General features: G+C 69.3%; 15 protein-coding genes and 1 tRNA gene. 7 read left to right on the forward strand and 9 right to left on the reverse strand.

Features of this window, described 5'->3' with window-relative positions:
- Positions 1 to 18 precede the first annotated feature (18 nt).
- The gene (locus ACGFNV_RS41005; RefSeq protein ID WP_393630019.1) at positions 19 to 771 is read left to right on the forward strand and encodes an MBL fold metallo-hydrolase; all 753 of its coding nucleotides are present in this window, start codon (positions 19 to 21) and stop codon (positions 769 to 771) included.
- A 74-nt stretch (positions 772 to 845) separates the two neighbouring features.
- Here the strand turns inward: ACGFNV_RS41005 and ACGFNV_RS41010 are convergent, their stop codons facing one another.
- Positions 846 to 2,096: a PTS transporter subunit EIIC gene (locus ACGFNV_RS41010; protein ID WP_393630021.1), complete on the reverse strand. Its 1,251-nt coding sequence runs from the start codon at positions 2,094 to 2,096 to the stop codon at positions 846 to 848.
- A gap of 243 nt (positions 2,097 to 2,339) precedes the next feature.
- Here ACGFNV_RS41010 and ACGFNV_RS41015 point away from each other — a divergent pair, with 243 nt between their 5' ends.
- The 4 genes from ACGFNV_RS41015 (at position 2,340) to rdgB (ending at position 4,594) form a co-directional block, all read left to right on the forward strand.
- A complete protein-coding gene (locus tag ACGFNV_RS41015; protein ID WP_393630022.1) occupies positions 2,340 to 2,573 on the forward strand; it encodes a glucose PTS transporter subunit EIIB in 234 nt (77 codons plus the stop codon).
- An 86-nt stretch (positions 2,574 to 2,659) separates the two neighbouring features.
- Entirely contained in the window at positions 2,660 to 3,397 is a 738-nt protein-coding gene (gene rph / locus ACGFNV_RS41020; RefSeq protein WP_393630024.1) for a ribonuclease PH, read from the forward strand.
- A gap of 143 nt (positions 3,398 to 3,540) precedes the next feature.
- Positions 3,541 to 3,945: a hypothetical protein gene (locus ACGFNV_RS41025; protein ID WP_393630026.1), complete on the forward strand. Its 405-nt coding sequence runs from the start codon at positions 3,541 to 3,543 to the stop codon at positions 3,943 to 3,945.
- A gap of 46 nt (positions 3,946 to 3,991) precedes the next feature.
- Positions 3,992 to 4,594: an RdgB/HAM1 family non-canonical purine NTP pyrophosphatase gene (rdgB, locus tag ACGFNV_RS41030; protein ID WP_393630028.1), complete on the forward strand. Its 603-nt coding sequence runs from the start codon at positions 3,992 to 3,994 to the stop codon at positions 4,592 to 4,594.
- Between the two features lie 41 nt (positions 4,595 to 4,635).
- On the opposite strand, the gene ACGFNV_RS41035 is transcribed toward rdgB, so the two are convergent.
- From ACGFNV_RS41035 to ACGFNV_RS41055, 5 genes are all read right to left on the reverse strand, one after another.
- A tRNA-Leu gene (locus tag ACGFNV_RS41035) sits at positions 4,636 to 4,718 on the reverse strand.
- Positions 4,719 to 4,913: 195 nt separating this feature from the next.
- Positions 4,914 to 5,696 carry a DUF1707 domain-containing protein gene (locus ACGFNV_RS41040; protein WP_393630030.1) on the reverse strand — a complete coding sequence of 261 codons (783 nt, stop codon included), beginning with the start codon at positions 5,694 to 5,696 and terminating at the stop codon, positions 4,914 to 4,916.
- 33 nt (positions 5,697 to 5,729) lie between these two features.
- Positions 5,730 to 6,707 (reverse strand): ATP-binding cassette domain-containing protein, encoded by a 978-nt coding sequence (locus ACGFNV_RS41045; protein ID WP_393630204.1) that lies wholly within the window; start codon positions 6,705 to 6,707, stop codon positions 5,730 to 5,732.
- Positions 6,708 to 6,733: 26 nt separating this feature from the next.
- Positions 6,734 to 7,498 carry an ABC transporter permease gene (locus ACGFNV_RS41050; RefSeq protein WP_393630206.1) on the reverse strand — a complete coding sequence of 255 codons (765 nt, stop codon included), beginning with the start codon at positions 7,496 to 7,498 and terminating at the stop codon, positions 6,734 to 6,736.
- Between the two features lie 49 nt (positions 7,499 to 7,547).
- Positions 7,548 to 8,348: an ABC transporter permease gene (locus ACGFNV_RS41055; protein ID WP_393630032.1), complete on the reverse strand. Its 801-nt coding sequence runs from the start codon at positions 8,346 to 8,348 to the stop codon at positions 7,548 to 7,550.
- 227 nt (positions 8,349 to 8,575) lie between these two features.
- Here ACGFNV_RS41055 and ACGFNV_RS41060 point away from each other — a divergent pair, with 227 nt between their 5' ends.
- Positions 8,576 to 10,960 (forward strand): transglycosylase domain-containing protein, encoded by a 2,385-nt coding sequence (locus ACGFNV_RS41060; protein ID WP_393630034.1) that lies wholly within the window; start codon positions 8,576 to 8,578, stop codon positions 10,958 to 10,960.
- Between the two features lie 104 nt (positions 10,961 to 11,064).
- Here the strand turns inward: ACGFNV_RS41060 and ACGFNV_RS41065 are convergent, their stop codons facing one another.
- Together ACGFNV_RS41065 and ACGFNV_RS41070 are read right to left on the reverse strand one after the other, a co-directional pair.
- Entirely contained in the window at positions 11,065 to 11,421 is a 357-nt protein-coding gene (locus ACGFNV_RS41065) for a GroES family chaperonin (RefSeq protein WP_393630035.1), read from the reverse strand.
- 44 nt (positions 11,422 to 11,465) lie between these two features.
- Positions 11,466 to 11,795 (reverse strand): DUF3618 domain-containing protein, encoded by a 330-nt coding sequence (locus ACGFNV_RS41070; protein WP_393630037.1) that lies wholly within the window; start codon positions 11,793 to 11,795, stop codon positions 11,466 to 11,468.
- 130 nt (positions 11,796 to 11,925) lie between these two features.
- Here ACGFNV_RS41070 and bcp point away from each other — a divergent pair, with 130 nt between their 5' ends.
- Positions 11,926 to 12,393: a thioredoxin-dependent thiol peroxidase gene (gene bcp, locus ACGFNV_RS41075; RefSeq protein WP_393630039.1), complete on the forward strand. Its 468-nt coding sequence runs from the start codon at positions 11,926 to 11,928 to the stop codon at positions 12,391 to 12,393.
- A 97-nt stretch (positions 12,394 to 12,490) separates the two neighbouring features.
- On the opposite strand, the gene ACGFNV_RS41080 is transcribed toward bcp, so the two are convergent.
- A complete protein-coding gene (locus ACGFNV_RS41080) occupies positions 12,491 to 13,825 on the reverse strand; it encodes an SGNH/GDSL hydrolase family protein (protein WP_393630040.1) in 1,335 nt (444 codons plus the stop codon).
- Between the last annotated feature and the right edge of the window lie 189 nt (positions 13,826 to 14,014).

Below are 14,014 nucleotides of genomic sequence, written 5' to 3' on the forward strand. Positions count from 1 at the left end.
AGCGGAGGTTTCTGTTTCATGAAGCTCACCGTCGTCGGCTGCTCGGGGTCGTTCCCGTCCGCGGAATCGGCCTGCTCGAGCTACCTCGTCGAGGCCGACGGCTTCCGGCTGCTTCTCGACATGGGTAACGGTGCCCTGGGCGAGCTGCAGCGCCACTGCGGTCTCTACGACCTCGACGCGATCTTCCTCAGCCACCTGCACGCCGACCACTGCATCGACATGTGCGCCTACTTCGTCGCGCGCTACTACCGGCACGAGGGCGGACGCTGCGCCCCCCTCCCGGTCTACGGCCCCGAGGGCACCGAGCACCGTTTGACCACCGCCTACGCCGACACCCCTTCCGCTTCCTCGATGAGCGAGGTCTTCGACTTCCACACGGTGAAGCCCTCCACCTTCGAGATCGGCCCGTTCACGGTGCACACGGAACGCGTGGCCCACCCGGTGGAGGCGTACGGCATCCGCGTCGAGCACGGCGGCAAGGTACTGACGTACTCCGGCGACACCGGCGTCAGCGCGCACCTCGACGAACTCGCCCGGGACGCCGACCTGTTCCTCTGCGAGGCCGCGTTCACACACGGCAAGGAGGACATCCCCGACCTCCACCTCAACGGCCGCGAGGCCGGCGAGACGGCCCGCCGCGCCAACGCGAGACGCCTGGTCCTCACCCACATCCCCCCGTGGACCGACCCCCAGGTCAACCTCACCGACGCCCGCGCGGTGTACGACGGCCCGGTCGAACTGGCGGTACCGCGGGTCTCGTACGCGATCTAGACGCCCGTACGTCCGCACGAAGGCCCCGGAACCTGATCGGTCCCGGGGCCTTCGTCACGCCGTACGGACAAGGCTCACGCCTTCGTGAGGTCCTCGACCTCCTCGTCGGGCTCGCGGCCCGGGGTGGGGAGGTTGAACTTGGTGATGGCGAAGCGGAAGAGGGCGTAGTAGATCGCCGCGAAGACCAGGCCGATCGGGATGATCAGCCAGGGCTTGGTCGCCAGGTTCCAGTTCAGGGCGTAGTCGATCGCGCCCGCGGAGAAGTTGAAGCCCGCGTGGACGCCCAGCCCCCAGGTCACGGCCATGGACACGGCGGTCAGAACGGCGTGGATCACGTAGAGGAGCGGGGCGATGAACATGAACGAGAACTCGATGGGCTCGGTCACGCCCGTGACGAACGAGGTCAGCGCCAGCGAGATCATCATGCCCGTCACGGCCTTGCGACGTTCGGGGCGGGCGCAGTGCGCGATGGCCAGGGCGGCGGCCGGCAGACCGAACATCATGATCGGGAAGAAGCCGGACATGAACATACCGGCGGACGGGTCGCCGTGCAGGAAGCGGTTGTAGTCACCGTTGAAGACCTGGCCGGCGGCGTCCTTGAACTCGCCGAGCTGGAACCACGCCACGGTGTTCACGAACTGGTGCATGCCGATCGGGATGAGGGCGCGGTTGACCAGGCCGAACAGGGCGGAGCCGAAGGCGCCGAGGCCCGTCATCCACTCGCCGAAGCTGGTGATGCCGTCACCGATGGGCTCCCAGACCAGGGAGAAGAAGACACCGACCAGGGCACCGACGAAGGCCATCAGGATCGGCACCAGACGGCGGCCGTTGAAGAAGCCGAGCCAGTCGACCAGCTTGGTCCGGTGGTAGCGCTGCCACAGCACGGCCGACAGCAGACCCATGATGATGCCGCCGAGGACACCGGGGTTGTTGTACGTCGCCTCGACGATCGCGCCCTTCTCGATGTGCTGTTCCGTCAGCGGGAACGCCTCGAGCACCTTGCTGTAGACGAGGAAGCCGACCAGCGCGGCCAGCGCGGTGGAACCGTCCGACTTCTTGGCGAAGCCGATCGCCACGCCTATGCAGAACAGCATTGGCAGGCTGCCGGTGATGGCGCCGCCCGCGGCGTTGAACACGGCCGCGACCTTGTCCCAGCCGAGCCCGTCCTTGCCGAAGATGTCGTCCTGGCCGAGCCGGACCATGAGGCCCGCCGCCGGCAGTACGGCGATCGGGAGCTGCAGGCTGCGGCCGACCTTCTGCAGGCCCTGGAACAGACCGGAACCCCGCTTCTTCGCGGGGGCCGCCGTTGCGGTGGCGGTGCTCATACGTCCTCCATCGGTGATGGTCTATACCACTAAGTGGTGTAGACCTGTTTGTAGCACGATGAAGGCGAGATAAGGAACCCGTCGAATCCCGCAACCGGAGCGCTACCCTCCGTGGCGGCGACTGACCCTTCTCGCGTCCTCTCGACCCCCTCGAGCTGCGGGCTTGGCGCCCCTCGGTCGCGTGGTGTAGACCAGTTTCGGGACGCTACCGCGACCCAGCGGTCCGGATCAGGGAGAAGGAACATGGCCACCAAGGCTGAGAAGATCGTTGCCGGGCTCGGCGGCATCGACAACATCGAAGAGGTCGAGGGCTGCATCACCCGCCTGCGCACCGAGGTCGTCGACGCCGACAAGGTCGACGACGCCGCCCTGAAGGCCGCCGGCGCCCACGGAGTCGTCAGGATGGGCACCGCGATCCAGGTCGTCATCGGCACGGACGCCGACCCGATCGCCGCGGAGATCGAAGACATGATGTGACACCCGGGGTCACCTGGGCGGTCGTGGGCTGAGGTCCTTCCCCACCGTGGGAGGGGCCTCTCTCCTTCTGCGGCTAGGCTCAGCGCATGTCTCGAATCGACGGCCGCACCCCCCGACAACTCCGCCCGGTCACCATCGAACGCGGCTGGAGCAAGCACGCCGAGGGCTCCGTCCTCGTCTCCTTCGGCGACACGAAGGTCTTCTGCACCGCCTCCGTCACCGAAGGCGTCCCCCGCTGGCGCAAGGGCAGCGGCGAGGGCTGGGTCACCGCGGAGTACTCCATGCTGCCCCGCGCCACCAACACCCGCGGCGACCGCGAGTCCGTCCGCGGCAAGATCGGCGGCCGTACCCACGAGATCAGCCGCCTCATCGGACGCTCCCTGCGCGCCGTCATCGACTACAAGGCACTCGGCGAGAACACCATCGTCCTCGACTGCGACGTCCTCCAGGCCGACGGCGGCACCCGCACCGCGGCCATCACCGGCGCGTACGTGGCCCTCGCCGACGCGGTCTCCTGGGCGCAGGGCAAGAAGCTGATCAAGGCCGGCCGCCAGCCCCTGACGGGAACGGTGTCCGCGGTCTCGGTGGGCATCGTCGGCGGAGTACCGCTCCTGGACCTCTGCTACGAGGAAGACGTCCGCGCCGAGACGGACATGAACGTCGTCTGCACCGGCGACGGCCGCTTCGTCGAGGTCCAGGGCACGGCGGAGGCCCAGCCGTTCGCCCGCGAGGAGCTCGACTCCCTCCTCGACCTCGCCGTCTCCGGCTGCACCGAACTGGCCGCACTCCAGCACAAGGCCCTCGACACCGCCCTCGAAAAGTAAAGGGCACGCCAAAACAGACGATCGACGGCGGCAACCACACCGTCCGCCGCAGCGTCTCCAGAAGTACGGGCGCACGGCTCACCGCCGTGCGCCCGGCCATTACACGGGGCTCCGACAGGGCCCGAACGAGGAGGGACCGTTCCATGGCCGCGAGCCGCCGACGCGGACGCCGCACCGCCGCTGTTGCCGCCACCCTGGCGGCCGTCGCCCTGACCGCCGGTCTCACCACCGGCTGCGACGCCGTCAGCAAGGCACTCGACTGCGTCCAGACCGCCGACGCCATCGCCGACAGCGTCACGGACCTCCAGCAGGCCGTCAGCAACGCGGCCAACGACCCGACGCAGTTGGAGGAGTCCCTCACCTCCATCGACAACAACCTCGACAAGATAGGCGACAAGACCGACAACGCCGACGTCAACAAGGCGGTCGAGAACCTCGGCAAGGCGGTGGAGAACGTCCGTACGTCCGTCGACAACGGCGACAAGACCCCCGACCTCACGCCCATCACGGACGCGGCGGGCGAACTGACGAAGGTCTGCACCCCGTAAGGGAAGCGGCGAACGGCCGGAGCCGGCGGGTCGGGATACTGGACCCATGACCCGCCTGATCCTCGCCACCCGCAACGCCGGAAAGATCACCGAACTCCGGTCGATCCTCGCCGACGCAGGTCTCCCGCACGACCTCGTCGGCGCGGACGCGTTCCCCGACATCCCGGACGTCAAGGAAACGGGAGTCACCTTCGCGGAGAACGCCCTCCTCAAGGCCCACGCCCTCGCCCGGGCCACCGGCCTCCCCGCCGTCGCCGACGACTCGGGCCTCTGCGTCGACGTCCTCAACGGCGCCCCCGGCATCTTCTCCGCCCGCTGGTCCGGCACCCACGGCGACGACCGCGCCAACCTGGAACTCCTGCTGGCCCAGCTCTCCGACATCGCCGAGGAACACAGGGGAGCCCACTTCGCCTGCGCGGCGGCCCTGGCGCTGCCCGACGGGACGGAGCGCGTGGTCGAGGGCCGCCTGAACGGCACCCTCCGCCACACCCCCGCCGGCACCAACGGCTTCGGCTACGACCCGATCCTCCAGCCGAACGGCGAGACCCGCACCTGCGCCCAGCTGACCCCGGACGAGAAGAACGCGATCAGCCATCGAGGGCAGGCGTTCCGGGCGTTGGTGCCGGTGGTGCGGGAGCTGTTGGGCTGAGCCATGGGAGAGGGGCCGCCTGTCGGCGGCCCCTCTGTGCGTGCGGCCGATGGGAGTCGAACCCACATGGGCAAATGCCCCGAGGCACCTAAAACCTCTGCTTATACCATTCAGCAACGGCCGCCAGCCCAGCCATGGTAGCGGGCTAGTGGTCGTTGCGCGGAAGCCGCTCCAGCTCCAGCCGCTCCCTGGTGTATGCGCTGGCCCTCATCGAGCCCCCTCCGTTCTCGTCCACCCGTGCGTGGCTCGTACGGAGTAACGAAGGTGCTGTCGGGCAGTAGCGGTCGAAGAGCGTGAAGCGGCTCACGTCGGGGCCGGATCAGTGCTCCCGGTGCCGGTGCCGGTCCCGGCGTTCCTCGCGCCGCTCCCGCATCACGTCCCGGTGTCCGTCCAGCATCTTGCGGTGGGCGTCCCGCACGTCCTCGTGGAAGGACTCGTGGAGTTCCTTCATCGCGGCCTTGCGGTCCAGCTTGGCCTGCCGCCGCTCGGCCTTCGTCAGCTTGCGTTCGACGCCGACGCCGCCCCAGAAGGCGAACCCGGTGACCACCACCCGAGGCGCTCCCGGCTCCGGCGGCACGCCCACCTCACGGTGGTCGAAGCCCCCCATCACACCGATGCCCCGCACCACGACCTCGACCCCGGGCGGCACGACGATGTTCACGCCGCCCATGATCGCGACGCAGTTGATCTCGACCTCGCCGTCCGCGAAGTTCGCCTCGCGCAGATCGATCTCCCCGCCGCCCCAGAAGGCGAAGCAGTTGAATCGCCTCGGCACGGTCCAGCGCCCCTTGCGCTGGAACCCCGACATCACGGCCACCGCCCACGTCGACGACCCCTCGCCGCCCACGATCCGCCGACCCCACCCGGGCCCGCCCGCAGGCTCCTTCGCCAGGGACACGGACGGCGGCGTGACCCCCGCGACCGGCAGATCACGGGTGATCGGCGCCAGTTCACCGTAGGTACGCGCCTGGTACGTCGCCTCCAGCCGCTCCTCGAACTCCGCCATGTCCAGACGCCCCTCCGCGAGGGCGTCCCGCAGGACCTCGGCGACTCGCTCACGATCGGCGTCGGAGGCACGCAGTTCCGGTGCGTTGTCGGTCATGTACAGCAGCCTACGAGTTCCTGGTGCACGGCACTACGCACTCGCGCGCTCCGGCGGGGGTTTGGGGGTGTCCCCCATTGAGTGCAGCATCTTCGCGATGACCGCTTCGATGTCCGGCTCCCGCACCGACAGATCCACCAGCGGATACGCCTCCGCGATCCGCGCCACCAGCGGCGCCGCCGACTGCGACGCCGGGAACGCCAGCCACTGCCGCGGCCCCTCCACGCGCACCACGCGCGCGGGCGCGGGCGCCTCGATGGGCGGCAGTTCCCGCTCCAGGTCCACCACCAGCGTCCGCTCGCTCTCCCCCGCCTCGTGCAGCCCCGCGAGCGGACCGTCGTACATCATCCGCCCGTGGTCGATGACCATCACGCGCGAGCACAACTGCTCGATGTCCTGGAGGTCGTGGGTGGTCAGCAGCACTGTCGTGCCGCGCTCGGTGTTCAACTCGCGCAGGAACTCCCGCACCTTGGACTTGGAGACCACGTCCAGGCCGATCGTCGGCTCGTCGAGGTACAGCACCTCCGGGTCGTGCAGCAGGGCCGCCGCGATGTCGCCGCGCATCCGCTGACCCAGCGACAGCTGCCGTACGGGGACGTCCAGCAGGTCGCCCAGGCCGAGGAGTTCGACGAGCCGGTCGAGGTTCTCGCGGTAACGGCCGTCGGGGATGCGGTACATGCGGTGCGCCAGCCGGTAGGAGTCGATCAGCGGCAGGTCCCACCACAGGGTCGTACGCTGCCCGAACACCACCCCGATACGGTGCGCGAGACGGGTGCGCTCGCGGGACGGGTCGATGCCGGCCACCCGCAGCCGGCCGGCGCTCGGCGTCAGGATCCCCGTCAGCATCTTGATCGTCGTCGACTTCCCGGCACCGTTCGGCCCGATGTAGCCGACCATCTCCCCGCGCGGGACGGTGAAGGAGAGCGAGTCGACCGCCCGGACCCGCCGCACCTCCCGCTTCAGGAAGCCGGTCTTCTTGCGCACGTCGAAGACCTTCTCGACGCGGTCCATCTCGATGAAGGCGCTCTCGGTCACGCTCAACTCCCTGTACTCCGATAGGACCGCAGCCCCGCCCGCCACGCCGCCCCCGCCAGCACGCAGCACACCGCCGCCACCAGCGGAGGCGCGAACGCCGCCCACTCAGGCAGGCCGAGCGGGTACGGCCGCCCCAGCACGTAAGCCGCCGGCACCCAGTTGACGAAGGCCAGCGGCAGCACGAAGGTCACCCCGCGCACCAGCTCCTTGCCGAACACGGTCGGCGGATACTGCAGCAGCGTCGTCCCGCCGTACGTGAACGCGTTCTGCACCTCCGACGCGTCCTGCGCCACGAACTGGAAGGCCGCGCCCGCCACGAACACCGCGCAGAAGATCACCCCGCCGCTGGCCAGCATCACCGGCATCAGCAGCACCTTCAGCGGGGTCCACGCGATCTCGGACGCGGCGATGCCATAGCCCAGCACCATCGTGCCCTGCGTGATCCGGCCGATCCGGCGCAGTGCGAAGCGGTCCGCGGCGACCTGCGCCAGCACCGGCGCGGGCCGTACGAGCAGCGTGTCGAGGGTGCCGTCGCGGACGCGGGTGCCCAGCCGGTCCATCGAGCCGATCGCGAGGTCCGCGAAGCCGAACGCCAGCGCGGACAGGCCGTAGAGGAAGGCGACCTCGGGCAGCGCGTAGCCGCCGAGCGCGTCGATCCGCGAGAACATCAACAAGATTGCTACAAAATCGAGCCCGTTCACGATCAGGCCGCCGACCGCGGTCAGGGCGAAGGAGAGGGGGTAGGCCATGGTGGAGCGGATCCACATCACGGCGATCAGCCGGTAGGCGCGCAGCCCCTCCGCCAGGCGATGGGTGTCACCCACCCTGCACCACCACCCGCCGCGTGGCCGCCGACTGCAACAGCCGCCCCACCGTCAGCAGCGCGGCCGCCCAGGTCACCTGAAAGACGTATGTGCCCAGGGGAGCGGCCTCTCCCATCAGGACGTCGGCGGGCAACTGGAGCATCGCCGTCCACGGCAATGCCCGTACGACCTCGCCCATCGCCCCGGGGAACACGTTCAGCGGCAGCATCATCCCCGAGCAGAACAGGCCGGTGACCATCAGCGTCTGTGTCACGCCCGTGCCGTCCAGCAGCCAGAACGCGCTCAGTGCGACCAGGTACCGGACGGCGAAGCTGACGGTCCATCCGAGCGCCACCGCGACCAGGAACGCCACCCAGGTCAGCCAGTCGTCCGGCAGCGCCATCGGGAAGAACAGCACCCCGAAGGCAAAGGGGACCACGCCCCGCCCCATCAGCTGGAACAGCGCCCGCCCCAAGTCGCTCGCCAGCCACCACAGTTGGAGGTCCGCCGGCCGGTACAGGTCGACGGCGACCTCTCCGGTGCGGATACGCGCCATGAGATCATTCTCGAAGCCGCCTCCCTGGACGGCCAGCGTCGAGTACAACGCCTGCCCCAGCCATACGTAGGTGACGGCCTGCGCCTGGTCGTAACCGCCCAGATGCGGCCGCTCGTCCCACAGGGCGAGATATGTGTAGACGAGGATCAGGCCGAAGACCGTGTTGGTGAACACCCCGGCGGCAGTCGCCGCCCGATACGTCGCGTACCGTCGGAAACCACCCGCCGCTACGGCCGCGTACAACCGCGCCGAACCCACGGCAACCGCCCTCCTCGCCGCCCGAAGCCTGCCCGACACCGAAGCGCAGGAGCCTAGCCCTCGGGTGACCTGGCGTGCCACGCCTTTTCCGGGCAGGACGCGTGTGACGAACGCGTGACTACCGGCCGGGAACGGAACGCATGGTGCGACAGTCTTCAACTGGGGACGCAGAAGGCGTACGAGGGCGTACGGGAACGTACGACGCGAAACAGGAGTCCGTGCACGAGATGAGTGACGAGCCGCAGCCGCAGCAGGCGACACAGAGCCTGCCACCGAGCGAGCCCGAGGGGGACGGCAAGAAGGCGAAGCGACCCAAGCGCACCGGCTGGCGCCGGATCATCCCGACCTGGCGCATGGTGCTGGCCACCTTCGTCCTCGGCGCGCTGCTCCTCGTCGGCCTGTTCTTCCTCGGCTACTCGATGGTCAAGATCCCGCCGGCCAACGCGCTCGCCATGAAGCAGAGCAACGTCTACCTGTACGCGGACGGCAGCGAGATCGCCCGCGACGGCGAGGTCAACCGCGAGAACGTCACCCTCGCGCAGATCTCCAAGGACGCCCAGCACGCCGTCCTCGCCGCCGAGGACCGCGACTTCTACACCGAGTCCGCCATCGACCCCAAGGCGATGGTGCGCGCCGGCTGGAACACCGCCCTGGGCAAGGGCAAGCAGTCCGGCTCCACGATCACCCAGCAGTACGTCAAGAACTACTACCTCGCGCAGGAACAGACCGTCACGCGCAAGGTGAAGGAGTTCTTCATCTCGATCAAGCTGGACCGCACCCAGAGCAAGAACCAGATCCTCCAGGGCTACCTCAACACCAGCTACTTCGGCCGCAACGCCTACGGCCTCCAGTCCGCCGCCCAGGCCTACTACGGTGTCGACGCCATCGACCTCACCCCGGCCCAGGGCGCCTACCTCGCGGCCCTGCTCAACGCGCCCAGCGAGTACGACGTCGTCGCCCACCCGCAGAACAAGGCCGCCGCCGAGGCCCGCTGGAACTACGTCCTGGACGGCATGGTCAAGAAGGGCTGGCTCGCCGAGTCCAAGCGCGAGGGCATGAAGTTCCCCATGCCGAAGGAACAGACCGTCTCCACCGGCCTGTCCGGCCAGCGCGGCTACCTCGTCGAGGCGATCAAGGAGGACCTGAGCAAGAACAAGATCCTCACCACCGACGAGCTGACCGCGGGCGGCTACCGCATCACCACCAGCATCCAGAAGAAGAAGCAGGACGCCTTCGTCGACGCCGTCAACGACCAGCTGATGTCCAAGCTGGACAAGAAGAACCGCAAGGTCGACAACTACGTCCGTGCGGGCGGCGCCTCCGTGGACCCCAAGACCGGCAAGGTCGTCGCCATGTACGGCGGCGTCGACTACGTCAAGCAGTACACGAACAACGCCACCCGCGGTGACTTCCAGGTCGGCTCCACCTTCAAGCCCTTCGTGTTCACCTCCGCCGTCCAGAACGGCTCCGTCACCCAGGACGGCCGCACCATCACCCCGAACACGATCTACGACGGCACCAACAAGCGCCCCGTCCAGGGCTGGAGCGGCGGCACCTACGACCCCGAGAACGAGGACCAGCGCTCCTACGGCGACATCACGGTGCGCACCGCCACCGACAAGTCCGTCAACTCGGTGTACGCGCAGATGGCGGTCGACGTCGGCGCCGAGAAGGTCCGCGAGACCGCGATCGACCTCGGCATCCCCGCGAACACCAAGGACCTCAACCCCTACCCCTCCATCGCCCTGGGCACCGCCACCGCCAGCGTCCTCGACATGGCGGAGGCGTACGCGACCCTCGCCAACCACGGCAAGCACGGCACGTACACCCTGATCGAGAAGATCACCAAGGAGGGCAAGGAAGTGGTGGAGCTGCCCAAGCGCAGCACCCGCCAGGCCGTCCCCCGCGAGGCCGCCGACACCACCACCTCGATCCTGCAGAGCGTCGTCCAGAACGGCACCGCGACCGGCGCACTGGCCGCCGGCCGCCCCGCGGCCGGCAAGACCGGCACCGCCGAGGAGGACACCGCGGCCTGGTTCGCCGGCTACACGCCCGACCTGGCCACCGTCGTCGCCGTCATGGGCCAGGACCCGGTCACGGCCGCCCACAAGCCGCTGTACAACGCGCTGGGCGTGGCCCGCATGAACGGCGGCGGCCCGCCCGCGGACATCTGGGCCCAGTTCACCAAGGACGCCCTCAAGGGCAAGCCGGTGAAGGACTTCGACCTGGTCCTGGAGGACGGCGCCGCGCAGATCCAGGAGCCCCCGGCCCAGTCCAGCCCCGACCCGAGCGCCGGCGAGGACGAGGACGAGGAGAAGACCCCCAGCAGCGAGGACCCCGACAAGGGCCGCACGCAGGGCCAGACCCAGGGCCAGACCGACGGCGGCACCACCGGCGCCACCACGCCCGAATCGCCCACGACCGGCGGCGGCACGCAGGACGGCGGCTCCACGGCCGGCACGCCCACCACGGGCGGCACCGAGGACGGCGGCACCACCGAGGGCACGGCCGACGGCGGAACCAACGACGGCACGACGGAGGGAACCACCGCGGGCACCGGCACCACCACGGGGACGACGAGCGGCCCGGGATTCCCGCCGACACGCGGTTAGCGCGGTCGGCTGGAGCGACGGCAGGCGCATGAGAAAGGGCTGGTGGCGATGGCCACCAGCCCTTCTCCTTGTTCACAGGTACGACGTGCGTCGCTCTGGTCGCTCTACAGGTACAACCCGGTCGAGTCCTCCGACCCCTCGAAGCGGTCGGCGGCCACGGCGTGCAGATCACGCTCACGCATGAGCACGTACGCGACCCCGCGCACCTCGACCTCGGCGCGGTCCTCCGGGTCGTAGAGGACCCGGTCGCCCGGCTCCACGGTGCGTACGTTCTGTCCCACCGCCACGACCTCCGCCCAGGCCAGCCGACGGCCCACGGCCGCCGTGGCGGGGATCAGGATGCCGCCGCCGGAACGCCGCTCGCCCTCGCTGGTGTCCTGCCGCACGAGTACACGGTCGTGCAGCATGCGGATGGGCAGCTTGTCCTGGTGGGTGCTCTGCTCGTTTCTGTTGGCGCTCACGCCTTAGAACCTATCTGCCTGAAACGGATCCGTACGCCGCCGGGTCAGCCCTTGCGCCGCCGCGTGCTCAGCGCGAGCAGCCCCACGACGCCGACCACGGCGAGCGCGACGGGCAGGACCCGGTCGAGCCGCGTCGCGCCGTTCTCGTCCACGAACTGCGCCCTCGCCTGCGTCACGGCACGGTTGACCTGCACATAGGCCCGCCCGACCGTGTGATCGATGTTGGCCGCGACCTTGGCCTTCGCGTCCCCGACGATGGTCTTCGGATGCACCCGCACCCCGATCTCGTCGAGCGTCTCGGCCAGCACCTCGCGGCGACGCTTGATGTCCGCCTCGATCTGCGCCGGGGTTCTGGTGTCCGACGTGTCCGCCACCGTACGGCCTCCGAAGTCTGCTGATGCTGTTCGGGACAGTCTGTCAGCTCTGTACCCCATCGCACCGTCAGGACCCCCCGTTAGGCTCGGACCGACACCGCACAGCCGCGCTTACGAGGAGATGACACCGATGTCCGAGCGACTTCAGCCCGGGGACGAGGCCCCCGCGTTCACCCTGTCCGACGCCGACGGCAACGAGGTGTCCCTGTCCGACCACAAGGGCCGCAAGGTCATCGTCTACTTCTACCCGGCCGCCCTGACCCCCGGCTGCACCAAGCAGGCCTGCGACTTCACCGACAACCTCGACCTCCTCGCCGGCGCCGGCTACGACGTCCTCGGCATCTCCCCCGACAAGCCCGAGAAGCTCGCCAAGTTCCGCGAGAAGGAATCCCTCAAGGTCACCCTCCTCGCCGACCCCGACAAGCAGGTCCTCCAGGCCTACGGCGCCTTCGGCGAGAAGATGAACTACGGCAAGAAGTACATGGGCGTCATCCGCTCCACCATCGTGGTCGACGAGGCGGGCAAGGTCGAACGCGCCCTGTACAACGTCCGCGCGACGGGCCACGTGGCGAAGATCATCAAGGACCTGGGGGTCTGAGGACGCGTCGCGGCAGGCAGCGGCCTGCAACGGTGGCCTCGTCGCTGGGGATCGCTCGTAGCAGGCCGCCGCCCACTGTCGGCATCGGCGCCGTGCCCTACAGCTCCGCCGGAGCCGCCCCCTTCAGCGCGGTCAGGTTGAAGACCTCCGCCATCCGGGCGTAGCCCCTGTCGCTGGGGTGGAGGTGGTCGCCCGAGTCGTACTCGGGGCGGAAGCGGCGGGGGTCGTAGGGGTCGCGGAGCGCCTTGTCGAAGTCGGCGACCGCGTCGAAGACGTCGCCGGAGCGGATCTCGGCGTTGATCTCCTGGCGGACGGCCTCGCGGGCCGGGGTGTAGCCGCGGTGGCCCTGGAAGGGCATGAGGGTCGCGCCGACGACCTTGATGCCGCGGGCGTGAGCCTGGCCGACCAGGTGACGCAGGCCGGTGAGGATCCGGTCGGGGTCGGCGAGACGCGGGTTGCGCAGGATGTCGTTGACGCCGAGGTCGATGACGACGACCTTGACGTTGGTCCGGGCGAGGACGTCGCGGCTGAAGCGCTTCAGACCGCTGGGGTTCTCGGCCGGTCGCCCCCGTCCGTCGGCGAGGACCTGGTTGCCGCTGATGCCCTCGTTGACGACGCTGTAGCGCGGCGCGTCCTCCCGCTGCTCGACCGCCGAGCGCAGCCGGTCCGCGAGGACGTCGGGCCAGCGGCGGTTGGTGCCGAGCGTGGAGGTCACGCCGTCGGTGATGGAGTCGCCGAAGACGACGACCGTGCCGTCGGACTCGTTGCTCAGCACGTCCAGCGCGGTGAGGTAGCGCCAGTACTCGGCGTGCGCGGTGAACGCGCCCGCGTCGGCGTCCTCCGTACGGTCGCCCTCGGCCAGGTAGGACAGCTGGCGGGCGTGCGGGTGGTAGGTCACCGGGCCGGACGGCGTGGGGGAGTAGGTCGTCACCAGCACGTCGGTGTCGCGCGGGATCAGCACGGCGACGGCGTCGCTGATCACCTGGTCGCCGGCCGGGATGACGACCGCGGGGTTGCCGCCGTTGAAGGTGAGGCGCCGCATGGTCGCAGCGGCCGCCGCGGCGCTGTTGTCGACGGCGGCGACGGCGACGGAGGCGTGGGTGATGGTCAGCGGCTGGGTGCCGTAGAGGTTGGACAGCGTGATGCGGGCACTCGTACCGCCGACGCTCGTGTGGACGACGTTGCGGACCGAGCGGCCCGCGAGGCCGTTCACCTCGGTGCCGGGTTCGGCCCCCACGGGGGAGGCGGCCCAGGTGCCGACCCAGACGCCTGTGGAGGCGGGGGCGGCGGAGTTGTGGATGGTGCGGGGTGCGGCGAGAGTGTCCTCGCCAGTGCCGTTGTCCGCTGCGACCCCGACGTATATCGCGGCGGAGATGGCCACGATCGCGGCGACGATCGCGGACAGCAGGGCATAACCGTGACGCTTGGTCATGCGGGTGTGCGTCTCCTAGAGGAGGGGAGCCCAGGGCTCCGAAAATGATCACCTCATGATGCGACATGAGGTAGGGGGAGGATTGAGCAGGACCCCCCATTGGGCCCCCGTTATCAGACGCAGGGAACTCTCGATCTGTTCCAGGAGTAAGGCAGGAAGGGACAATGTGTGCGGTAACACGTGACGGGT

Source organism: Streptomyces sp. NPDC048751 (genome assembly GCF_043198595.1).
Taxonomy (GTDB): Bacteria; Actinomycetota; Actinomycetes; order Streptomycetales; family Streptomycetaceae; genus Streptomyces.

Coding starts and splice junctions, on each gene's coding strand:
- ACGFNV_RS41005 (WP_393630019.1), top strand. CDS start 19: ATGAAGCTCACCGTCGTCGGCTGCTCGGGGTCGTTCCCGTCCGCGGAA.
- ACGFNV_RS41010 (WP_393630021.1), bottom strand. CDS start 2,096: ATGAGCACCGCCACCGCAACGGCGGCCCCCGCGAAGAAGCGGGGTTCC.
- ACGFNV_RS41015 (WP_393630022.1), top strand. CDS start 2,340: ATGGCCACCAAGGCTGAGAAGATCGTTGCCGGGCTCGGCGGCATCGAC.
- rph (WP_393630024.1), top strand. CDS start 2,660: ATGTCTCGAATCGACGGCCGCACCCCCCGACAACTCCGCCCGGTCACC.
- ACGFNV_RS41025 (WP_393630026.1), top strand. CDS start 3,541: ATGGCCGCGAGCCGCCGACGCGGACGCCGCACCGCCGCTGTTGCCGCC.
- rdgB (WP_393630028.1), top strand. CDS start 3,992: ATGACCCGCCTGATCCTCGCCACCCGCAACGCCGGAAAGATCACCGAA.
- ACGFNV_RS41040 (WP_393630030.1), bottom strand. CDS start 5,696: ATGACCGACAACGCACCGGAACTGCGTGCCTCCGACGCCGATCGTGAG.
- ACGFNV_RS41045 (WP_393630204.1), bottom strand. CDS start 6,707: ATGGACCGCGTCGAGAAGGTCTTCGACGTGCGCAAGAAGACCGGCTTC.
- ACGFNV_RS41050 (WP_393630206.1), bottom strand. CDS start 7,498: ATGTGGATCCGCTCCACCATGGCCTACCCCCTCTCCTTCGCCCTGACC.
- ACGFNV_RS41060 (WP_393630034.1), top strand. CDS start 8,576: ATGAGTGACGAGCCGCAGCCGCAGCAGGCGACACAGAGCCTGCCACCG.
- bcp (WP_393630039.1), top strand. CDS start 11,926: ATGTCCGAGCGACTTCAGCCCGGGGACGAGGCCCCCGCGTTCACCCTG.
- ACGFNV_RS41080 (WP_393630040.1), bottom strand. CDS start 13,825: ATGACCAAGCGTCACGGTTATGCCCTGCTGTCCGCGATCGTCGCCGCG.